The sequence below is a fragment of the Mycobacterium sp. NPDC050441 genome, from assembly GCF_040655355.1.
In the GTDB taxonomy this organism is placed as follows: domain Bacteria; phylum Actinomycetota; class Actinomycetes; order Mycobacteriales; family Mycobacteriaceae; genus Mycobacterium.
Map to the genome: position 1 here is coordinate 38805 of NZ_JBFAJS010000010.1, position 21131 is coordinate 59935.

A 21131-nucleotide genomic window follows, 5' to 3' on the forward strand; every position below is an offset into this window, starting at 1 on the left:
ACCGGGGCCGTTCGCATGGCAAGGTGGGGGCGCATGCAGGAAGTGCAGGATTCATCGCGGCGCCGCACGTTCTTCGGCCATCCTCTCGGGCTGGCCAACCTGTTCGGCGTGGAGCTGTGGGAGCGCTTCTCCTTCTACGGGATGCTCACGATCCTCGGCTACTACCTGTACTACGTGACCGCCGACGGCGGACTCGGGCTACCCAAGAGCACCGCCACGGGCATCGTCGGCGCCTACGGCGGACTGGTGTACCTGTCCACCGTGCTCGGTGGGTGGATCGCCGATCGCCTCCTCGGTATGGAGCGGACGGTGTTCTACGGCGGCGTGGTCGTAATGGCCGGCCATATCGCACTGGCGGTCGTTCCCGGTCTGGCCGGTGTCGGTGTCGGCCTGGCGCTGGTGGCGCTCGGATCCGGAGCACTCAAGGCCAACGCGTCCGCACTGCTGGGCACGCTCTACGCCTTGGACGACCCGCGCGCCGACGGGGGGTTCACCCTCTTCTACCTCGGTATCAATCTGGGCGCCTTCGTCGGGCCGCTGGCCACCGGGTTGTTGCAGACACGCATCGGCTTCCACTACGGCTTCGGCCTCGCGGCCATCGGTATGGCACTCGGGCTGGCGCAGTATGTGATGTTCCGGCGCAATCTCGGGAGTCACGGACGCGTCGTGGCGAATCCGTTGCCGCCGCAGGCAATCGGTAAGGTCATCGGCGTTGTGGCGGCGCTGGCGGTGGCCGTGGCGGTGCTGTTCTCGGTACACCTGATCAAGCTGGCCAACCTGTCGCAGTTCACCACCGGCGTGATCGTCGTGGCCTCGGTCATGTACTTCGTCGTGATGCTGACCAGCACCAAGGTGTCCGACACCGAACGGATCCGGGTTCGTGCCTTCATCCCGCTGTTCATCGCCAACGCGGTGTTCTGGTCACTGTTCCAACAAACCTTCACGGTGTTGGCCGTCTACTCCGATGAACGGGTCAATTGGTCCGTCTTCGGTTGGACCGCACCGTCGAGTTGGATCGGGTCGATCGAGCCCGTCTGGATCATCCTGCTCTCGCCCCTGTTCGCGATCCTGTGGACCCGGCTGGGCAACCGGGCACCGACCACACCGCGCAAGTTCGGCTACGGGGTGATCGGCATGGGCGCCGCGTTCCTGCTGTTCCTGCCGATGGCCCAGACCACCGGCAAGGTGGTGCCGGCATTGCTGGTGGCCGCCATCATGGTGGTGTTCGCGGTGTCCGAGCTGCTGTTGTCACCGATCGGGCTCTCGGTGACGACAAAGCTTGCGCCAGAAGCATTCCGGGCCCAGATGATGGCACTGTTCTTCTTGTCCGTTGGGCTCGGCACGGCGATGTCAGGGGTGCTCGCGCAGCGCTACGATCCCGCGAACGAGTTCGCCTACTTCGGGATTCTCGGGATGGTGGCGATCCTCACCGGTGTCGTGGTGCTGCTGATGTCACCACGGATCAGCCGGCTGATGGAAGGCGTTCACTGACTGCCGGACAGGATCTCGGCCAGCATCGGCGGTTCTATGTTGCCGCCGGAGACGATCACGACGGCGGGCCCGGGTGGCGTGGCAGCCTTCCGATAGCCCGCCAGCGCTACCGCCCCACTGGGCTCGGCGACCAGGTGTGCGCGGTGCGCCAGTTCACGTACCGCTGAACGAATCTCACCTTCGGTCACCGTGATGACACCGTCGAGCACCCGACGCAGGTGGGCGAAGGTCAACTCCGACGGCGTCGAGCGCAGGCCGTCGGCGATGGTCCGGTTTCGTTGCGCCACAGGCCAGTCCACCAGGTGGCCGACAGCCAGGCTTTCAGCGGTGTCCGCGGCGAGTTCCGGCTCGACACCGAATATCTCGGCCTCCGGACACATCGCCCGGATCGCGGTGCCCACACCCGAGGCCAGACCACCGCCGCTGATGGGGATGAAGACGGATGCAACGTCGGGCAGATCCTGCGCGATCTCCAGCCCGATGGTGCCCTGGCCGGCGATCACGTCGGGATGGTCGAAGGGTGGCACCAGCACCCCACCGGTGCGCTCGACGAGTTCGGCGGCAACCGATTCACGCTGCCCGGCCCCACACAACACGACCTGCGCCCCATGATCTCGGGTGGCCTGCACCTTCACGGTCGGCGTCTCCTCGGGCATCACGATGTGGGCGGCCACGCGAAAGGCGGCAGCCGCATACGCCACCGCCTGAGCGTGATTGCCGCTGGAGTAGGCCACCACTCCCCTGGTCCGTACGCCGGGTTCGAGCCGGCCCAGCGCGTTGAACGCACCGCGGATCTTGAAGGCGCCGATCGGTTGCAGACTCTCGGGCTTGAGCCACAACGGGCGGTCGGGATCTCCCCACCCGGCGGCCAGCAGCGGGGTCCGCACGATGTCGGAGGCGATCCGGCGGGCGGCGGCGTCGATGTCGTCGAGGGTCACCAGCTTCACGGCACCAGTCTCTCCCGCGGACGGGGCCTGCGAAAGCCCGGGCTGCGGCGCCCCCGCTACCGTGCTCACGTGACCCAGTACAGCTTCGGAATCGTTCCGCGTTACGCCGAGATCGACCAGCAGGGCGTGGTGTTCAACGGCCACTACCTCACCTGGTTCGACGAGGCGTGCACCGGACTGTTCGACCATCTGCGGGTGAGCTACGCCGACCTGATCGCCGACGGCATCGACATGCAGGTGGTGCACACGGAGATCGATTTTCGGGCTCCGGTCCGGTGGCGGGAATCGGTGCGCGTCGCGGTGCGGTGTGAGCGCATCGGCACCACCAGCTTCACCCTGGGGTTCACTGTGCTGGGCACCGACGCCTCCGGTGACGAGCGGCCCAGGGTGAGCGGCAGCAACGTCTACGTCGTCGTCTCGACCGGTGACTGGTCGAAGCGACCCGTTCCCGAAGACATTCGCGCCGCACTCAGTTCCGTTGCCGACCAATGAATCTCCCGACCCGGCCAGGCCGCGGTGCCCGCGGCGGTACCCCGGCCGGTCCACGGGCGCGCTCAGCACGTGTGTATCGACGTTGAATCGTCAGTTCGCGGGTAGCACAATGGGAATGGACGGGCTGCACTGGTCGGTGAGGGGCAATCATGACGCAGGTGAGCAAAAGCGGCTTCGACGATGATGGATTCGACGGTGACGCCGCCGAGGCCGATGTCGTCGAACAGCTGATTCCGGTCGGCGTCGACGACGAGGACGACGCGTTGTCGGATCTGCGTCGGGTGCGTATCTCGCCCGACGTCGATGCCACCGAGGCCGACCTGATCGATCAGGCGATCGTGGTGCCGCTGGAGGACGAGTCCGACTTCGACCGCTGAGCCGACAACGACCGGATCACCGAGCGCCCGATCAGACCGGCCACCACCAGCGCGCCCAGCGCCGCCAGCCACGGCCATGCGCCGTGCCGGTGCACCCATCCCGCCAGGGTGCCCTGTAGGCGCCCGGCGGCGGCGATCACCGGATCGTCGGGATTTCCTGCGGGGCCGAACAATTGGATCTCATACCAGCCGTAGTAGGCGACGTAGGCCCCGACGGCGATCAGCAGCGCTCCGCTGATCCGGCTGATGTAGGGGACGACGCGGCGCAACCGGTCGATCACGACGGTGCCGGCCAGTGCGGTGGCCACTGCCAGCACCCCGACGACGAGGGCGAAACCCCCCGCGTACGCGCCGAACACCGCCACCCGGTGCAACGCGGTGTTCGATTCCAGGGTTGCACCGGTGACCGCCAGGAAGGGGCCGACGGTGCACGACAGTGATGCCAGCGCATATCCGACGCCGTAGCCGGCCATCGAGCCCAGCCGCGCAGTGGGTGCCCAGCCGGCACGGCCTGCCACTGTGTCGGGCAGCAGCAACCCGAGCCGGCGGCCGGCCAGCAACCAGACCCCCAGCACGACCAGGATGATTCCGATGACCAACGTGACGTAGGGAAGGTAGCGCTGCACGGTGTTTGCGGCGGCGACGGTCAGCAGTCCGAAGGTGCCGAACACCGCAACGAATCCGGCGGTCATCACGATGGTGGCCACGAGCGCTCGCCCCAACGCGCTGAGCGGCCCGCGCGGCGTGGTGCCCCGCACGACCAGCGCCAGGTACCCGGGCAGCAGCGCGAAACCGCAGGGATTGAGTGCCGCGACGAGTCCGGCGCCGAACGCCAACCCCACCAAGTTGTCTGGCACGCCCGGTGACTAGCTCTTCAGGGCCGCGACCCGATCGGCCAGCTCCTGCTGCGGCATTGCCGACGTGGGATTGTTGACGAACGTGGACGACCCGTCGGCGCGGTAGAAGACGTAGGCCGGCTGCCACGGGACGTTGTAGCGGGCCCAGATCGACCCGTCGGCGTCATTGAGGTTGGGGAAATCGAGGTGGTACTTGTCGACGAACCCCTGCATGGCCCCGACATCGGAGTGTGCCGCCACACCGACGAAGCTGACCTGCGGGTTGGCTGCGGCAACCTGGCTCACCGACGGCGCCTCGGCGTTGCAGAACGGGCACCACGGCGTCCAGAACCACAGCACCGCGGGCCGCCCGGCCAGGCCGGCACCGTTGAAGGGCGCGCCGGACAAGGTGGTGCCGGTGAATTGCAGCCGATCGTCGGCGGCTGCGGTCGGTGCGGCGACCAGCGCCAACACCATCGCAATCGTCGACAGCACGCCGGCCAGGCCGGCTATCACCGATTGGCGCAACCTCGGGAGGCGCATCCTCATGGCAGTCTCCTTCGCTCAGGGCGCAGCACACGCACGGCCTGCGCATACCCCCTGACACGGAAGTCGACACTCCCAGGTTCAACGTTGGAGATTCGCCGGCTCAGTTCTGCCGGGGCAACAACTCGGCGGTGAACCGGTCCAGGAACACAGCGCGATCGGTGGGGCCTGCCGCCCTGATCACGAACTTGGTCAGCCCGGCAGCCAGGTAGCCGTCGATCTGGCGGTGCAGGTCGGGCCAGTCCGCGGCCACCAGTTCGGTCGGGTCGACGTCGGGTCTGCGGCGACGCACCGCGGCGAGCAGATCAGCCGGGAGCGCGCCATCCCCCACCGCGAGGCTGATGCCGTAATGGTCGGGCTCGATGGTCCGGCCCGCGGCCACCGCCTCGGCCTCGATGCGCCGGCGCGCTGCCCCCGCCTCGTCCGGGGTGAGGAAGCTGCCCAGCCATCCGTCGCCGAGTCTGCCGATGCGGGTCAGCGCCGCCGGAGCCGACCCGCCCAGCCAGATGTCGATCGGTTTGGCCGGTACCGGCTGCACCTGTGCCGAACGGACGGTGAAGTACTCACCCTCGAACGACACGTCACGGCCGTTCAGGGCGGATCGCAACAGATGCAGCGATTCGTCGAATACGGCGGCCCGGCGGCGGTCGGGGACGACGAAGATGTCCCGCTCTGCCGGCAGGGCCGAATGCAGGCCGAATACCGGCAACACCCGCTTGGGTGCCAGCGCCGCCAGCGAGGCCAGTTGTTTGGCCACCAGCACCGGATGACGCCCCGGCAGGATGGCCACCGAGGTCCCGACCTTCAACCGCTGGGTACGGGCCAGCGCGTAGGCCATGCCGATGAACGGATCGACCGCCGGGGTGTAGACCAGTTCGGAGAACCACAGTGAGTCGACACCGGAATTCTCCAGGTGATCGACGATGCCGCCCAGTTCGCCCGGGGCGGTGTCCGCGCCGACGCCCACACCGAACCGGACCTTCATCGGTCATATCCCATGTCATCCATATTTCACGCAACACCGCGCGAGCGCCTCTTGTGCCCGGTCGCCCGTCGGTTCAGAGTAAGACAATGAGCGAACAATGGATTCAAGGGTGCTTGGTCCAGCGGATCGCGTTTCGTGATGGCCTGGTGGTCAACCTCGACGACTACAACGAACTGGTCATCTCGGTCCCGCTGGAACTGACGCTGCCGGCGACCGGTACCGACGCTTCCGAGGTGGTGTCGCTGGACCCGCGGTCACTGCGCAACGAAGTTCGGCCGCTGTTCGATTTTGCCGGTCAACGCTGCACGCATGCCGACTGGGAGGACAACGGCAGCCTCCACCTGAGCTTTTCCGACGGCCACCGGATCGATGTCCGGCCCGAAGAGGGCCGGACATCGTGGGAGCTGTACGGCAAGTACCACGGCTACGCCGCATGCCTGCCACACGGGCGGGTCCGCATCGTCCGTCACGATCAGGATGACTTCGATCAGGACGGCGACGAGGGCCCCACCCGTGAGAGCGGCTGACCACTACCGATGGGGCATCAGCCGAAGCCGACCCCGAGGATCGGGACCCAGACGCCGAACAGCCACACGCCCCACTGCCGGAACCCGTTGTCCCACACTGGGTTCAAGTTGTAGCCCCAGTAATTGATGGTCGGCGGCAGCGGCCCGCCCCGCCATTGGAACGGTGGCGGCGGACCCCAGCCCCACGGCGGTGCGCCCCTGCGGTCGTCCCACCAGTCGTGCCGGTTGTTCGCCCACCACGGACCCTTGTCGTCCCAGTGGTCGCGACGGTCGAAATCAGGGCCGCGATCGGGCCCGCGCCCGCGACTGTCGAAGTCACGATCATGGCCCGGCGGCCCATCGTTGCAGAACGGGAAACAGTCGTCGTTACCGTGCCCCGGCTTGAGCGGAGCCGGCACAGCGGGCGACGCCGACGCCACTGGAACCCCCAACCCGGTGACGCCCATTGCGAACGCGCCGGCTGTCAGCGCACCCGCCACGAACTTGGCCAGTTTCATACCTGAACCTCCTACAGTCTCGTGACCCCGGCGCCGGCCATCCCCCAATGGCCCGGCGCCGCAACGCCTTGCAACTCACCTGGCTGCGAGCGGCGAAACGTGCACCCCAGTGAGGTATCGCCACCAGCGATCCGAGCGTTACCCGTACTTCGGGCCGTTCCGGCCCTACCCTGGCGGGGTGGGCATCACAGCGCGGGTCAACGGAGCAGCTCCTCCCGGCGTGCCACGGTCGGAGATCAATCTCGGGTCGTGGCAGTTCTGGCGTGAGAACGACGATGTCCGGGACGGGGCGTTTGCCGCGCTGCGCCGGGACGACCCGATCTCCTTCCACCGGGCCTGCGTCCTCGACGGCTCTCCGGAGAGCGCCGGGCACTGGGCGGTGACCAGGTACGACGACGTGTTCCACGCCAGCCGCCATCCGGAGATCTTCAGCTCCGCGTCCGGAATCACCGTCGGCGATCAAACCCCGGAATTGGCAGAGTATTTCGGCTCGATGATCGCGTTGGACGATCCCCGGCACACGCGGCTTCGCAACATCGTGCGCAGTGCGTTCACGCCGCGGGTGGTGGCGCTGATCGAGGACTCCGTGCGTGACCGGGCGCGGCGTCTGGTCAGTGACATGGTGGCCAGGAATCCAGACGGCACCGCCGAGCTGGTCACCGAACTCGCCGGACCGTTACCGCTGCAGATCATCTGCGACATGATGGGCATCCCCGAGCACGACCACCAACGGATCTTCCACTGGACCAACGTGATCCTGGGATTCGGCGACCCCGACCTGACCACCGATTTCGACGAGTTCGTCACAGTCGCGATGGACATCGGCGCCTATGCGACCGCGCTCGCCGACGAACGGCGTGCCACGCCGACCGACGATCTGACGACCAGCCTGGTTCAGGCCGAGGTCGACGGGGAACGGCTGACCTCGGCCGAGGTGGCCTCGTTCTTCATCCTGCTGGTGGTCGCGGGCAACGAAACCACCCGCAATGCCATCAGCCACGGTGTGCTCGCGCTGACCCGCTACCCCGAGCAGCGTCAGAAGTGGTGGTCGCGGTACGACGAACTGGCACCCACCGCGGTGGAGGAGATCGTGCGGTGGGCGTCGCCGGTGAGCTACATGCGCCGCACGGTCACCCAGGACACGGTGCTGGGCGGGACATCGCTGTCCGCCGGGGCAAAGGTGACACTGTGGTACGGATCCGCGAATCGGGACGAGTCAAAGTTTGCCGATCCGTGGATGTTCGATGTCACCCGTCACCCCAACCCCCACCTCGGATTCGGTGGCGGCGGGGCGCATTTCTGCCTCGGAGCCAACCTGGCGCGCCGTGAGATCACCGTGGCGTTCGAGGAACTGCACCGCCAGTTGCCCGACATCGTGGTGACCGAGGAACCCGACCGACTCCTGTCGCCGTTCATCCACGGCATCAAGCGCATGCCGGTGGCCTGGTCCACCCGCGCAGCGTCTACTTGACGGTCAGGGTGCCCAGCATCGCCGGGTGATAGAGGCAGTAGAACGCGTACTCCCCCGGTTCCTGCGGGGCGGTCAGCGTTGCCCGTCCCTTGCCATCGACATGGACGTCGAACACACCCTTGGTTCGCGACGTCACCGAATGCTCGACCTCGTCGTTATTCACGATGGTGATCTGGGTCCCCGGGGCCACGGGCCCCAGGGCGCTGAATCCCATACCTTCGATCGCGATGACGGGACCGGTCGGGGCTTCTTTGCCCGGGCTGGTGGTCACCGTCTCGGAATGCTGGCCGTGGCCGGCCGGCGAATTGGCCTGCCCGCAGGCAACAGTCGTGCCCGCGAGCAGGAACAGCGACACGACCAACACTGCAAGTCGATACATCCGGGACCCCCTTGGAATCGTCCTGAGACCGCAGACAATTATCGGCGCCGCCGGGGTGTGATGTGCCCGATTCAGCCGACCCGGCGACCCACAACCACACCGGCCGCGAACGCGGCGACGAGAACACCGAGGATCGCCCACGCCAACACGCTGGAACCGCCCACCAGGTCGTTGAGGTTGGTCAGGATCAGGACCAGTGCACCGAGCAGACCGGCCAGGCCCAGCGCTGGTGCGACCCGCACCCGCCACAGCGAATGTCCATGCCGGTCGCGGGCGAAATAGACCAGAACCGCGACACTGGTGGCGATCATCAGGAGCACCACGCCGACCGTCGTCGCCCCGGCGAACCAGGTGTAGAACTGGGCGGCCGGGTCCAGCCCGAACACCACCGCCAGCAGCACACTGAGCGCCACCACGCCGGAGATCCACAGCGAGGCCCGGTGCGGCGAGCCGTGCCGGTTGTGCGGCCGGCTCAGCCGCGCGGGCAACACGTCGCGCTGCGACAGCGCGAACACGTAGCGCGAGGCCACGTTGTGGAAGGCCAGGATGCAGGCGAACAAGCTGGTGAAGTACAACACCGTGATGATGTCGGCGCCCGCCGCGCCGATGTAGCGGTGCGCAGTGTCACCGAGGAAAGTCGAGCCCGAGTCGGTGGCGCGCGCGACGGCCTGCTCATCGCCCCAGCCCGAGATCAAGGCCCAGCTGGTGACCGCGTAGAACACGCCGATGAGGATCAGCGCCAGGTAGGTGGCCCGCGGAATCGTGCGCTCCGGGGTGCGGGCCTCGTCGCGGAAGATCGCGGTCGCCTCGAATCCGACGTAGCTGATGATCGCGAACAGCAACCCGATGCCCAGTGAACCGGAGAAGATCGCACTCGGATTCACGATGCCCGAGGACAGGCCGTGCTCGCCGCCGTTGGCCACGATCACCAGGTCGAGCACCAGGACGATCGCGATCTCGGCGGTCAGCAGCACGCCGAGCACGCGGCTGGACACCTCGATGTTGCGATACCCGAGGTAGGTCGTGACCGCAAAGGCCGCCGCGGCGAACACCCACCAGGGCAGAGTCGGCCCGCCCGCCAGCTCGACGACACTCGCCCCCGCCGGACCGAGCAGTCCGTACACGCCCGCCTCCAGCGCCACATAACTCACCAGCGCCACGAATGCGATACCGATGCCGGCGGGCAGTCCGAGGGACTGACGAACATAGGAGAAGAAGGCACCCGCCTCGTCGACGTACGGGGTCATCGCGGTGAAGCCGACCGCGAACAACAACAGCACCAGTGTGGCGGCAATGAACGTGGCAGGGAATCCGGCTCCGTTGCCCGAGGCGATGCCCAGCGGCACCACTCCGCCGATGACACCCAGTGGTGCGGCCGCGGCCACCACCATGAAGACGATCGAGGCCACTCCGAGGTTGCCGCGAAGCGCTCGGCCGGCCGTAGGCGGCGGGTAGTCCAACGATTCTGGGGCGGTGGTGGTTTCGGACATGGTCGACCGTCCTTCAGGCAGCGTGCGCGTAAATATGACCCGCGGAACATAGGGCCGGGGCGGGCCCGCACACCAGGTCTGGCGTCAGCGTGCGCAAAACCCGGCTTGTTACCCGGCTCCCAGTGCGTCGAGCATTCCGGCCGCCGACCGCGGCCAGGTGAACTGTTCGGCACGCCGGCGGGCGCTGCTGCGCCGCAGCGGTTCGGGCCGGCCGATCACCGAGGTGACGGCCCGTGCGATGGCGTGGGCGTCGTTGTCGGCAGTGGCCCCGCTGTCGCAGGTGAGGATCTCGGCCAGGGCAGAGGTCCGTGACACCACCGCCGGTGTTCCGCACGCCAGCGCTTCCAGCGCGGCCAGGCCGAAGGTCTCGTGCGGGCCGGGTGCCAGCGCGACATCCGCCGAGGCCAGGATGGTCGCCACGGTGTCACGGCAACCGATGTACCCGGTGAAGGCCACCGGCAGCCCGTTGGCCTGTCTCTGGAGGCGAGCCCGCAACGGTCCCTCCCCGACCACCACCAGTTGGGCATCTACACCCGAATCACGCAGTGCGGCAACGGTATCGATACTCCGGTGGGCGTGCTTCTCCACTGACAACCGGCCGCAGTGCACCAGGAGGGTCTGTTGCGGCGCAGCCCAGCGGCTGCGCATCTCGGCACACCGGCGCCGCGGGTGGAACTGCTCGAGGTCCACGCCGAGCGGCACCGTCGCGACGTTGTCCGCACCGATCCGGTCGAATTCCTCACGTGCGAAACCCGTCGTGCACACCACCGCGTCGTAATTCGCCGCGGTGCGGCGGTTGGCGAAGTCCGCCACCATGACTGCCGCCGATCGAGGCAGCACCTGACCGACCAACCGGTCCAGGCGTTCGTGGGAGATCATCACGGTGGCCACGCCATGCCTGCGGCCCCACGGCCCCAGCGAACGCAGGGTCAACCGGTCCGATACCTCGATCGCGTCGGGACCGAGTTGCTGCAACAACTCGGTCACCGGGCCCGGCAGCACCGCGCGGTAGCCGCCGGTGAATGGGATGAGCCTGGCGGGCAAGGAAATTCGCACGACGCCGCTCGCAAGGACATGCCGTTGCGGGTGGGCACCCGGAACGATGAGATACACCTCATGGCCCAGGGCGCAGTACTCCGCGCCGAGGCGGTCGACCGCGGTGCGCAGACCACCTGATCGCGGGCCGTAGAAGTTGGCAACCTGGACTACCCGCATGTCACGATGAGAACCGGGCCGCGTGTGCGGTCAACAACGGGGCTTCAACCAAGACCTGAACAATCGCTGAACAAGCCCGTGATCAGGCGAGATGCGTCGCGAACCAATCCTGGATGCGGCGCCAGGCATCGGCCGCGGCCGCCGGGTTGTAACGATCGCCGGTGTCGTTGAAGAAGGCGTGGTTGGCCTCGGGTTCGGTGATCAGCTCGTGCACCATGCCGGCCTTCTCCAGTGCCGCGCGTACCAACGGTTCTCCCGCGTTCACGCGCTGATCCAACGCACCGAAGAACGCGAGCACCGCGGCGTTGCGGGACCCACTGAAATCCGGATTGTCGGGAGCCGGGCCATAGAACGGTACTGCGGCGGCCAGGGCGGGAGTACCCGCCACCAGGAGTCGCCAGACCAGCCCGCCACCCATGCAGAAACCGACAGCAGCGACCTTGCGACCCGGGACGCGCCGTTGCACCTCTTCGATGCCGGACTTCAGATCGGCGATGAACTCCTGCGGTTCGATCCGGCTCAAGGCGGCGGTGGCGTCCGCAGGGTCGGCGAATGCCGCGGTGCCGCCCTGCGCCGAGAGCAGGTCGATCGCCAGCGCCGAATACCCGCTACCGGCGAACCTCCCGGCCACCGAACGGATGTGGTCGGTGAGCCCCTTGTTCTCGTGGATCACCAACACCGCGCCCCTGGGTCCCGGCGCGGCAGCCCAGGCACCCTGCAACAATTCCCCGCCCGGGCCCGCCCAACTGACCGCACCGGTGGGCAGCGCACCTTCGGTCCCCGGCGGCGAGGCCGCTTTCGGTGCCGTTTCCGGTAGCGCGGTGGGTGTTGCGGTGGGGGCCGACTCCTTCGCCTCACCGCACGCGGCGATCAGCGCGGCCGCCGCGGCGGCACCTATTCCCAACAGTCCCAGCCGGCGCAGTGCCTCACGACGCGACAACAGCCCGTCGAGGTGGTCGGTCGCGATCTCCTCGGCGATGTAACGCTGCAGTGGAGTCACCTCCGCCAGTATGCGCTGAAATTCCGAACCGCAGCTATAGAACTGCACGCGGCGGGATACTCATCGGATGGCCTGGACACCCGACCCGGAGGCGCTGCGGGGACACATCGCCGTGGTTGCCGGGGCCACCCGCGGCGCGGGTCGGGGCATCGCCGCGGCGCTGGGTGAGGTCGGCGCGACCGTCGTGTGCACCGGCCGCAGCAGTAGATGCGGGAGCCGCCTCTCCGACTACGACCGGCCCGAAACCATCGAGGAAACCGCCGAATTGGTAACGGAACTGGGCGGATCCGGCGTCGCCGTCCAGGTCGACCACCTCGACGTGACGCAGGTGCGCAAACTGGCCGGGCGGCTCAAGGCCGACTACGGGCACATCGACATCCTCGTCAACGACATCTGGGGAGCCGAGGTACTCAAGGGACCGCCGGACACCTGGGGACGACCGATGTGGCAGCACGACCTCGACGACGGGTTACGGATGCTGCGTCTCGGACTGGACACGCATCTCATCACTTCGCACTGCCTGCTGCCGCTGCTCGCCGACCGCCCCGGCGGGCTGTTGGTCGAGATCACCGACGGAACAACCGAATTCAATGCGGAGAATCCGCGGCTCTCGGTGTTCTACGACCTGGTCAAGAATGCGGTGAACCGACTGGCGTTCAGCCACGGGCACGAACTCGCCGCGTTCGGCGCCACCGCCGTCGCGGTCACCCCGGGATGGCTGCGCTCGGAGATGATGCTCGACAACTACGGCGTCACCGAGGGCAACTGGCGATGCGCACTCGACCTGGCCCGCACCGACGGCTACCCGGCCGCGCCGCCGGGATTCGCCGAATCCGAGTCCCCCCGCTTCGTCGGGCGCGGTGTCGCCGCGGTGGCCGACGACCCGGACCGGGCCCGCTGGAACCAGCGGTCCGTCAGCTCGGCCGCACTGGCCCGCGAGTACGGGTTCACCGACCTCGACGGGCGCCGGCCCGATGCCTGGGCGCCGCTATAACCCCAGGTCACTGCGCCTCCACTGAAAACAGTAGACATTTTTTCAAATCTGTTCACTATTTTCATTGACACTGCCGCTACCGGGACGGTTCTATGTCTGGGTGAGCTTCCACACAATCATTCGCAACGGCCGGTGGTTCGACGGCACCGGCGCCCCGTCAGCGGTGCGCAACATCGGAATTCGTGACGGGCACGTGGTTGCCATCTCCCCCGACCGGCTCGACGAGACGGACTGCCCGCAGGTCATCGACGCCACCGACAAGTGGGTCATGCCTGGAATGTTGGACATCCACACGCATTACGACGTCGAAGTGCTCAACGGCCCGTCACTGTCGGAATCACTGCGCCATGGCGTCACCACCGCGATGCTCGGTTCCTGCTCACTGTCGACCGTCCACGTCGGCGGTGTCGACGCGGGCGACCTGTTCGGCCGGGTCGAGGCGATCCCCCGGGACAAGGTCATCGCCGCGGTCGACGACAACAAGAGCTGGACGAACTGCGACGAATACGTGTCCGCACTGGAGTCTCGGCCGCTGGGCCCCAATCTGGCCGCGTTCATCGGCCACTCCGATATGCGGACCGCGGTGATGGGACTCGACCGCGCCACCCGTAAGGACGAACGGCCGACCGCCGTAGAGCAGGCCCGCATGGAGCAGATGCTCAAAGGGGCCCTCGACGCCGGCTTCGTCGGAATGTCCTCGCAGCAACTGCTTTTCGACAAGATCGACGGCGACACCTGCCGGTCCCGCACCCTGCCGTCCACCTATGCCAAGGCCCGGGAGCTGCGTCGGCTCAAGTCGATGCTGCGGCGTGCGGGCCGGGTGCTGCAGTCCGGCCCCGACATCCAGAATCCGCTCAACCTGGCCTCCCAGGTGGCCCAGTCCCTCGGGCTGTTCCGCAAGCAGCTGAAGACCAGCCTGCTCTCGGCCGCGGATATCAAGGCCAACCCGTATGCGATCTGGATGATGGGACCGCTGGCCAAGGCGGCGAACGCGCTCGGCGGGAACTTCCGGTGGCAGCATCTGCCGGTGCCCTTCGAGGTGTACGCCGACGGTATCGATCTGGTGGTGTTCGAGGAATTCGGTTCCGGCGCAGCGGCTCTGCATCTGCGTGACGAGGTCGAGCGCAATGAACTGCTGCGCGACGAGTCCTACCGGCGCAAGTTCCGCAAGGACTACGACAGCAAGTTCGGCGTGCGGGTCTGGCACCGGGACTTCTTCGACGCCGAAATCGTCGCCTGCCCCGACGAATCCGTGGTCGGCAAGACGTTCGGCGAGGTCGGGCAGGAGCGCGGTGAGCTGCATCCGGTCGATGTCTTCCTGGACCTGGTGCTCGAGCACGGCACCGCGATCCGCTGGCGGACCACCATCTCCAACCACCGTCCCGAAGTACTCAAGAAGCTGGCCCGCGATCCGGGTATCCAGCTCGGCTTCTCCGATGCCGGCGCCCACCTGCGGAACATGGCCTTCTACAACATGGGACTGCGTCTGCTGCGGCACGTCCGCGACGCCGAGCGGGCCGGTACGCCGTTCATGTCGATCGAGCAGGCCGTGCACCGGCTCACCGGCGAACTCGCCGACTGGTACCGGATCGACGCCGGCCATCTGCGCATCGGGGACCGCGCCGATGTCGTGGTCATCGACCCGGCGCACCTCGACGACTCCCTCGACGCCTACGCCGAGGAGACCGTCGACCACTACGGCGGGTTGTCGCGCATGGTGAACCGCAACGACGACACGGTCGCCGCGGTGCTCGTCGGCGGACGCACGGTGTTCGCCGACGGTGAGCTGACCGACCTGGTGGGCCGTCAGCGCACCGGCCGGTTCCTGCGCGCCGCACGCCACGTCCCGTCGATCTCCGCCGAGGAAAGTGAGCTGACCAGTGCCCGTTGAAGACATATCCGTTGAAGAAACCGTCCACGGCATGTGGAAAGCGCTGTCGGAACGCGACTGGGAACTCCTCAAGACGTACCTGTCGGACGACTGCATCTACCTGGACATGCCGGTGGGACCGGCCGCTGCCGCCAGGGGCCCCGAGGACATCGTCAAGCGACTCAAGATCGGTCTCGAACCGCTGGCCTCCTACGAGAACTTCCCGGGACTGTTGGTGGAGAACGGTCGCGATGCCATGTACGAACACCACGAAGAATGGCATTGGGTCAGCGGCGAATCCGCCGTGCTGAAGTTCGTCACCGTGCACCGGGTCGAGAACTGCAAGGTGACGCTGTGGAAGGACTACTGGGACATGGGCGCCCTGGCCAACCACGCCCCGCCGGACTGGCTGGAGAACTTCGCCACCGCCGACATGTCGTGGGTGTTCGACGCCACCGGGCTGGTCTGACGGCGTAGCCGCTCAGGCGATACCCCACACCAGGCAGAACGGGTGGCCGGCCGGATCACGGAACACCCGGAACAAGGTCTCACCGACGGCATCCTCGACGCGGGTCGCACCCAGCGCCAGCACCTGACGCTGGGCCGCATCCGGGTCGTCGACCTGGATGTCCAGGTGCATCTGCTGTGACCCCCGCGGATCGGGAAATGCCGGTGGCTCGTGCTGCGGTGAGTACTGGCAGGCGAGCCGCCGGCCGGACGGGTCGGTGACGACCACCCACGTGTCGTCCTGGGCGGCCACGTCACCGCCGAGCAACTCGGCGTAGAACGCGGCCAGCGCACGAGGATCCCGGCAGTCGAGCACGATGGAACGAAGGCTTCCGATCATGGCTCCGGTATTGCCGTCGCGATTCCTACGCAAACCGGGCCCCTGCGCGCGGGACTCCGCGTCGGCGGTGCCGACAGTTCGGCGACTGCTACAGCGTGATCTTGCAGGTTTGGCCGATGTCGAGGGTCCGCAGCATCCGGCCCATTCCGAGCCACATCGCACACGACAGCGCCAGGTCGGTGAGCAGTTCGGCATCGAACTGCTCACCGGCACGGTCCCAGAAGTCCTCGTCGTCACGCAGTCCGGTGTGGTCGGCGGCGAATCGCTCGGCGAACTCGGCGGCGATCCGCTCCTGTGCGCTGTAACCCGGCCAGGTGCGCCACTCGGCGGCGTGATCGTAGAGATCCTCGTCCACCCCCGCCGCAGCCCCGTCGGAGTCGCGGGTGTTCTGGCACACCACGCACTCGTTGTTGAGCGCGATCACCATCCGGGCGAGCTCCCGCACTCGCAGTGGCAGCCGCCCCTTGGTGTACACCGCGTTGGTGAAGTTGGCCATCGCGGTACCGATCTCGGGGGACTTCAAGATCCAGCCGGCAACGTCGTCGTCGGGAAATTCTCCGATACGGCTCATGTGCCGAATCGTACGCAAGATCCGGCGGTTCTGGAACAAGTTCTAGTTTTTGGTTCCCGAGCCGGTCAGCTCCGTGGCACGGTCGTCGTCTCCCCAGTCGCGTTGCACCACAACCCGGTGCGCGATGCGCTCGAGCGCGGCCTCCACCTGGGCCCGGTCCGGGCGGCCCTCGAACGACGACGAATCACCCAGTTTGTCGACGATCCGCCCCACCAGGGCGGCCGAGACGCCGTCGACCTGCCGCGCCCCGCTCTGGGTCAGCCACAGGTTGTCCCCGGTGCGCAACACGTAGCCGTCCTGCACCAACCGGTTGAAGGTCGGCTCCAGCACTTCGAAAGGCACGACCAGGCGGTCGGCGATCTCGGTCAGGCGAGCCGAGCCGAAGATCTGGCCGTGCCGGTAGATCTTGAGCAGCGCCCACAACCCAGCGACGTCGAGCTCGCACCCCGGCCCTCCGGCCACGTTTCGCAGCCGGATCTCGGGTGAACTGCGCATCAGCCGGCTGACCACGGTCTCGAGCACCTGGTCGGCAGATTCCGAGCTCGGCATGCCGAAGCCTTCGCCGAGATCCGCCGCCATCGTCGCCTCCGCCTCGAGTAGCGGCACCTCCTTGAGGAACAGCGCCACGATCAGGCCGAGCAGCGCCACCGGCGCGGCACACAGGAACACCAGGTCCAGCGCATCTGCATAGGCGTTGACAATCGGGGCGGCGACCTCGGGCGGTAGTTCGTGCAGCGCCTTGGGTGAGGCACCGGCCACGGGCGGAGCACCGCTGTCCGCCAGCGCACCGGGCAGTCGATCCGACAGGAAGCCGACGAACAACGACCCGAAGATCGCGGCACCGAAGGAACTGCCGATGGTCCGGAAGAACGTCACCCCAGAGGTCGCCACGCCCAGATCGCTGAAGTCGGAGGTGTTCTGCACGATGAGGACGAGCACCTGCATGCACATGCCGATACCGGCGCCAAGGATCAAGAGGTACAGCGACTGCAGCGGGATCGGTGTCGCGGCGTTCATGCGCGACAGCAGCACGAAGCCGACGAGCATGATCGCCGTGCCCGCGATCGGGTAGATCTTGTACCGGCCGGTGCGGCCCACCAGGCTGCCGCTGACGGTTGAGGTGATCAGCAGCCCGATGACCATCGGCATGGTGCGCAGTCCGGATTCGGACGGCGATACGCCGTCGACGAACTGCATGAAGGTAGGCATGAACGTCAAGGCGCCCAGCATTGCGAAGCCGACGACCAGCGACAGCACGCAGCACATCGTGAACACGGGATTTCGGAACAGGCGCATCGGCAGAATCGGTTCGGCCGCCCTGGTTTCCGCCCGGACGAACATCGCCAGCGCCAGGATGGACCCGATGACCAATCCGATGATGGTCGGCGAGGTCCAGGCCAGTTCGCCGCCCAGGCTGGTGGCCAGGGTCAGACCGGACGCCCCGAGTCCGACCCACACGATTCCGGCGTAGTCGATCACCGGGCGCGCGCCACGGGAGACCATTGCCGGGATCGTGGCAGCCGAGACGACCAGGACCACGACGCCGACCGGGATGCTCAGCCAGAAGGCCCACCTCCAGCCGAGGTGATCGGTGACGAAACCGCCCAACAGCGGGCCGGCGACGGTGGTCACGCCGAATACGGCGCCGAGCGCACCCTGATACCGCCCCCGGTCTCGTAGCGGGATGACCTCGGCGATCAGCGCCGAGGACGTCACCATGATGGCGCCGCCACCGATCCCCTGCAGCGCCCGCGCTGCCACCAACATGGCCATCGATCCCGACAGGCCGCTGAGAACCGATCCGACCAGAAAGCACAGGACCGCGGCCTGGTACACCACTTTCCGGCCGAAGATGTCGCCGACCTTCCCGACGACGGCGGTGACGACGGTGGAGGCCAGGAGGTAGCTGGTCACCACCCACGCCTGATGACCGGCACCGCCGAGGTCTGCCACGACCGTGGGAAGCGCGGTGGCGACGATGGTCTGGTTGAGCGAGGCCAGCAGCATTCCGAGCAGGACTGCGACGAACACCAGGTTGCGCCTGCGCACGCTCAGGATCGGGCCGCCGGTCGGCTGCTCGGCGGTTGTTGTCGGGCTGGTCATAACTTCCTTTCGCCGGTCTGCCGGTTCACCAGCGATATCGTTAGACAGGCTATGAAAGTTACAGCACGAACAAAGCCGCCCCGAACAGCCGGCGGCTCACCGGCTACCCAGGGCGGCTTGAACCGAAACGCCGAACCTAGTGCGGCGGGCGGGAGACGCACTGCGCGGCGTAGAGCGCGTCGCCCAACTTCTCCATCAACTCCAACTGGGTTTCCAGGTAGTCGATGTGACCTTCCTCGTCGGCCAGAATGCCTTCCAGGATGTTCGCCGAGGTGGCATCCTGCTTCTCGCGGCACATGATGATGCCCGGCTTCAGGCGGGCGACCACCTCGTACTCGATCGCCAGATCGGCCTCGAACTGTTCCCGAAGCGTCTGGCCTACGCGCAGCGAAAACAGCCGCTGATAGTTGGGCAGACCGTCCAGGATCAGGATTCGGTCGGTGATGGTCTCCGCGTGCCGCATCTCTTCGAAAGACTCGGAACGGGTGTGTTCGGCCAGTTCGGTAAATCCCCAATTATCCTGCATTTTCGAGTGCAGGAAATATTGGTTAATCGCAGTGAGTTCGCTCGTCAATTGCTCGTTGAGCAATTTCAGAACATCGGGATCGCCTTGCATCGTCGCTCCTAAGCACCTTGAGGGCTGGTCAAGTGTTGCCGTTTGCTGTGCACATCCAATCTAGTCCAGAAAGCATGGCGTGACGCAATGATTGACCCCCAATTCGGCGTGTTCGTGCGACGCCGCCGAACCCCCGGGCCACCGGACCCGAGGCGTGGCCACGAGGAGTGGACTGGCTGTCCTAACTAAGGTTAGACTGCGCTAATCTGCGATCCCACCCCGAAAGAAAGGTCGGCAACAAATGAGTGAGTACGATTTACACTCGCTCATTCTCTCCTGCGATTTCCGCGTCGACGATGTCGAAGAAATGTGGAAATGGATGAGGAAACACCGCTCAGGACTGTTGTCGATCGGCGCACATCATGTGGTGCTTTACAAATCAATTTGGGAGCCCGGCCGGGTATTGGTGACAATCGGCATTCGGCATGCCCGGTCTATTCGCGACGTACTGCGTTCACCGGCAATTTTCGAGTGGTTCGATATTTCCGGCGTCGAAGATATTCCGCCGATATTCGGCGGCGAAGTGGTGGAGAAAATCGACCTGACCGAGCCGTCCCCGCAGGGGCATGTGGCCGGGGTGATCGTGGGTGCGGTGGCCACCGTCGACGACGTACCCACCTTGATGCGCAAGGTGCACGACGGTCTCGAGCGCTTCGAGCAGGGCGGCATCCGCAAGATCTGGGTCTATCAGGCGCTCGACGACGGCCAGGAAGTGATGATCCTGCAGGAGGTCTCCGACGAGATCAGCGCCCGGCAGTGGATCGATCATCCGGATGCGGCGGCCGAGTGGATGGCCACGGCCGGTTTCGGTGCCTATCCGAGCCTGTTCGTGGGCAAGTTGGCGTACATCATGAACGTCGACGAGCGGGACGACTGATGTTCGTCTGCCTGTGCACCGGGGCGACCAGTCAGGTCGTCAACGAGATCGTGGAGTCCGGCGCCACCACCTCCAAGGCGGTGGCCGAGGCCTGTGGCGCCGGCGCCGACTGCGGACGGTGCCGCCGCACCATCCGTGCCATCATCGCCGCCCATCAGGCGGCCGAGGGGTGCCCCACCCAGTTCAACGGGTGCCCGTCGCGGGCCACCCGCTAGCGCTTGCGGTCGGCGAACTGAGCCAGCGCGTCGACGTTGGCCGCCGCGCCCACCAGTTCGACGAACAATGCCTTCTCCCGCTCCACGGCCGCCGTGATCTGGTCGCGGATCGGTGCCATCATGGCCTGCTTGACAGCGATCAAGCTGGAAATCGGCTTGGCCGCAAGGATTTCGGCGTATCGCCTGGCCTCGGTCAGCAGCTCGTCAGGCTCGCAGACCTTCCACACCAGACCCATCTCGAGGGCCTCGGCCGCGCTCACCCACTCCGAGGACATCAGCAGCCAGGCGGCGTTCTGCCTGCCGAGCAGTCGTGGCATCAGATACGAGGAGGCCGCCTCAGGCGCCACTCCGAGGCTGGTGAACGGACACTTCAACCGGGCCTCCGACGACATGAAGGCGAGGTCGGCATATCCGAGGATGGTGGCGCCGATACCCACGCCGACACCGTTGACGGCACAGATCAACGGCTTCGGAAAATCCGCGATCACGTCGAGCATCCCGTAAAAGCCGTGCTCGCCCGGGGTGAAAACGGGGTTGGTGATGCGGGCCTGCATCTCGACGAGGTCGTTGCCCGCGCTGAACGCCCGGCCGGCGCCCGTCAGCAGCACCACTGCGACGTCGGGATCCTCAGCGGCCGCACGCAGGGCGACCGTCGTCTCGTCGTACAGCGCCTCGTTGAACGCGTTGAGCGCGTCGGGGCGGTTGAGGGTCAGCGTGCGAACCCGATTGTTGTCCTCGATCAGCAGGGTCATCTCTCGCTCCTCGCGTTCGCGCCGTGACCGCTG

24 protein-coding genes are annotated in these 21131 nt (G+C 66.7%); 10 read left to right on the forward strand and 14 right to left on the reverse strand.

Going from position 1 to position 21131, the window contains the following annotated elements; genetic code table 11:
* The first annotated feature begins 33 nt into the window (after positions 1–33).
* On the forward strand, positions 34–1491 hold the full coding sequence (locus AB0I14_RS26240) for an oligopeptide:H+ symporter (protein WP_358028022.1): 1458 nt from the start codon (positions 34–36) through the stop codon (positions 1489–1491).
* Here AB0I14_RS26240 and AB0I14_RS26245 read toward each other — a convergent pair.
* Positions 1485–2438: a threonine/serine dehydratase gene (locus tag AB0I14_RS26245; protein ID WP_358028025.1), complete on the reverse strand. Its 954-nt coding sequence runs from the start codon at positions 2436–2438 to the stop codon at positions 1485–1487. The genes AB0I14_RS26240 and AB0I14_RS26245 overlap by 7 nt on opposite strands.
* A gap of 69 nt (positions 2439–2507) precedes the next feature.
* Here AB0I14_RS26245 and AB0I14_RS26250 point away from each other — a divergent pair, with 69 nt between their 5' ends.
* Positions 2508–2930 carry a thioesterase family protein gene (locus tag AB0I14_RS26250; RefSeq protein WP_358028027.1) on the forward strand — a complete coding sequence of 141 codons (423 nt, stop codon included), beginning with the start codon at positions 2508–2510 and terminating at the stop codon, positions 2928–2930.
* Positions 2931–3079: 149 nt separating this feature from the next.
* Entirely contained in the window at positions 3080–3307 is a 228-nt protein-coding gene (locus tag AB0I14_RS26255; protein ID WP_358028029.1) for a hypothetical protein, read from the forward strand.
* Here the strand turns inward: AB0I14_RS26255 and AB0I14_RS26260 are convergent.
* The 3 genes from AB0I14_RS26260 to AB0I14_RS26270 form a co-directional block, all read right to left on the reverse strand.
* A complete protein-coding gene (locus AB0I14_RS26260) occupies positions 3259–4164 on the reverse strand; it encodes a cytochrome c biogenesis CcdA family protein (protein WP_358028032.1) in 906 nt (301 codons plus the stop codon). The genes AB0I14_RS26255 and AB0I14_RS26260 overlap by 49 nt on opposite strands.
* 9 nt (positions 4165–4173) lie before the next feature.
* Positions 4174–4692: a protein disulfide oxidoreductase gene (locus tag AB0I14_RS26265; RefSeq protein ID WP_358028034.1), complete on the reverse strand. Its 519-nt coding sequence runs from the start codon at positions 4690–4692 to the stop codon at positions 4174–4176.
* A gap of 100 nt (positions 4693–4792) precedes the next feature.
* Positions 4793–5674 carry a TIGR03854 family LLM class F420-dependent oxidoreductase gene (locus AB0I14_RS26270; protein WP_358028036.1) on the reverse strand — a complete coding sequence of 294 codons (882 nt, stop codon included), beginning with the start codon at positions 5672–5674 and terminating at the stop codon, positions 4793–4795.
* 86 nt (positions 5675–5760) lie between these two features.
* On the opposite strand from AB0I14_RS26270, the gene AB0I14_RS26275 reads away from it, so the two are divergent.
* Complete coding sequence (locus AB0I14_RS26275) at positions 5761–6201, forward strand: DUF6188 family protein (RefSeq protein WP_358028039.1); 441 nt, start codon at positions 5761–5763, stop codon at positions 6199–6201.
* A 17-nt stretch (positions 6202–6218) separates the two neighbouring features.
* Here AB0I14_RS26275 and AB0I14_RS26280 read toward each other — a convergent pair whose 3' ends face one another.
* Positions 6219–6698 carry a hypothetical protein gene (locus tag AB0I14_RS26280; protein ID WP_358028041.1) on the reverse strand — a complete coding sequence of 160 codons (480 nt, stop codon included), beginning with the start codon at positions 6696–6698 and terminating at the stop codon, positions 6219–6221.
* A 178-nt stretch (positions 6699–6876) separates the two neighbouring features.
* On the opposite strand from AB0I14_RS26280, the gene AB0I14_RS26285 reads away from it, so the two are divergent.
* Positions 6877–8169, forward strand: a complete 1293-nt coding sequence (locus AB0I14_RS26285; protein WP_358028044.1) for a cytochrome P450 — start codon at positions 6877–6879, stop codon at positions 8167–8169.
* Here AB0I14_RS26285 and AB0I14_RS26290 read toward each other — a convergent pair.
* The 4 genes from AB0I14_RS26290 to AB0I14_RS26305 all read right to left on the reverse strand — a co-directional run bounded on the left by AB0I14_RS26290 (position 8162) and on the right by AB0I14_RS26305 (position 12253).
* On the reverse strand, positions 8162–8548 hold the full coding sequence (locus AB0I14_RS26290; protein ID WP_358028046.1) for a cupredoxin domain-containing protein: 387 nt from the start codon (positions 8546–8548) through the stop codon (positions 8162–8164). The genes AB0I14_RS26285 and AB0I14_RS26290 overlap by 8 nt on opposite strands.
* Before the next feature lie 71 nt (positions 8549–8619).
* The gene (locus AB0I14_RS26295; RefSeq protein WP_358028048.1) at positions 8620–10038 is read right to left on the reverse strand and encodes an APC family permease; all 1419 of its coding nucleotides are present in this window, start codon (positions 10036–10038) and stop codon (positions 8620–8622) included.
* A gap of 108 nt (positions 10039–10146) precedes the next feature.
* A complete protein-coding gene (locus AB0I14_RS26300) occupies positions 10147–11253 on the reverse strand; it encodes a glycosyltransferase (RefSeq protein ID WP_358028052.1) in 1107 nt (368 codons plus the stop codon).
* A gap of 82 nt (positions 11254–11335) precedes the next feature.
* Entirely contained in the window at positions 11336–12253 is a 918-nt protein-coding gene (locus AB0I14_RS26305) for a dienelactone hydrolase family protein (RefSeq protein ID WP_358028054.1), read from the reverse strand.
* A gap of 67 nt (positions 12254–12320) precedes the next feature.
* Between AB0I14_RS26305 and AB0I14_RS26310 the strand changes: the two genes are divergently transcribed.
* From AB0I14_RS26310 to AB0I14_RS26320, 3 genes are all read left to right on the forward strand, one after another.
* Positions 12321–13247: an SDR family oxidoreductase gene (locus AB0I14_RS26310; RefSeq protein ID WP_358028056.1), complete on the forward strand. Its 927-nt coding sequence runs from the start codon at positions 12321–12323 to the stop codon at positions 13245–13247.
* A 100-nt stretch (positions 13248–13347) separates the two neighbouring features.
* Positions 13348–15138, forward strand: coding sequence for an amidohydrolase family protein (locus tag AB0I14_RS26315; RefSeq protein ID WP_358028058.1), 1791 nt, complete (start codon positions 13348–13350; stop codon positions 15136–15138).
* A gap of 31 nt (positions 15139–15169) precedes the next feature.
* Positions 15170–15586, forward strand: a complete 417-nt coding sequence (locus tag AB0I14_RS26320; RefSeq protein ID WP_358028061.1) for a nuclear transport factor 2 family protein — start codon at positions 15170–15172, stop codon at positions 15584–15586.
* 12 nt (positions 15587–15598) lie between these two features.
* Here the strand turns inward: AB0I14_RS26320 and AB0I14_RS26325 are convergent, their stop codons facing one another.
* From AB0I14_RS26325 to bfr, 4 genes are all read right to left on the reverse strand, one after another.
* Complete coding sequence (locus tag AB0I14_RS26325) at positions 15599–15964, reverse strand: VOC family protein (RefSeq protein WP_358028063.1); 366 nt, start codon at positions 15962–15964, stop codon at positions 15599–15601.
* An 88-nt stretch (positions 15965–16052) separates the two neighbouring features.
* Positions 16053–16535, reverse strand: coding sequence for a carboxymuconolactone decarboxylase family protein (locus AB0I14_RS26330; protein ID WP_358028066.1), 483 nt, complete (start codon positions 16533–16535; stop codon positions 16053–16055).
* A 42-nt stretch (positions 16536–16577) separates the two neighbouring features.
* Positions 16578–18674, reverse strand: a complete 2097-nt coding sequence (locus AB0I14_RS26335) for an MDR family MFS transporter (RefSeq protein WP_358028492.1) — start codon at positions 18672–18674, stop codon at positions 16578–16580.
* Between the two features lie 100 nt (positions 18675–18774).
* On the reverse strand, positions 18775–19254 hold the full coding sequence (gene bfr, locus AB0I14_RS26340) for a bacterioferritin (protein WP_077740833.1): 480 nt from the start codon (positions 19252–19254) through the stop codon (positions 18775–18777).
* A 241-nt stretch (positions 19255–19495) separates the two neighbouring features.
* On the opposite strand from bfr, the gene AB0I14_RS26345 reads away from it, so the two are divergent.
* Both AB0I14_RS26345 and AB0I14_RS26350 read left to right on the forward strand, forming a co-directional pair.
* A complete protein-coding gene (locus AB0I14_RS26345; RefSeq protein WP_358028070.1) occupies positions 19496–20131 on the forward strand; it encodes a fatty-acid--CoA ligase in 636 nt (211 codons plus the stop codon).
* Complete coding sequence (locus AB0I14_RS26350; RefSeq protein WP_358028072.1) at positions 20131–20346, forward strand: (2Fe-2S)-binding protein; 216 nt, start codon at positions 20131–20133, stop codon at positions 20344–20346. The genes AB0I14_RS26345 and AB0I14_RS26350 overlap by 1 nt, the downstream gene beginning before the upstream one ends.
* On the opposite strand, the gene AB0I14_RS26355 is transcribed toward AB0I14_RS26350, so the two are convergent.
* Positions 20343–21098: an enoyl-CoA hydratase/isomerase family protein gene (locus AB0I14_RS26355; RefSeq protein WP_358028075.1), complete on the reverse strand. Its 756-nt coding sequence runs from the start codon at positions 21096–21098 to the stop codon at positions 20343–20345. The genes AB0I14_RS26350 and AB0I14_RS26355 overlap by 4 nt on opposite strands.
* Between the last annotated feature and the right edge of the window lie 33 nt (positions 21099–21131).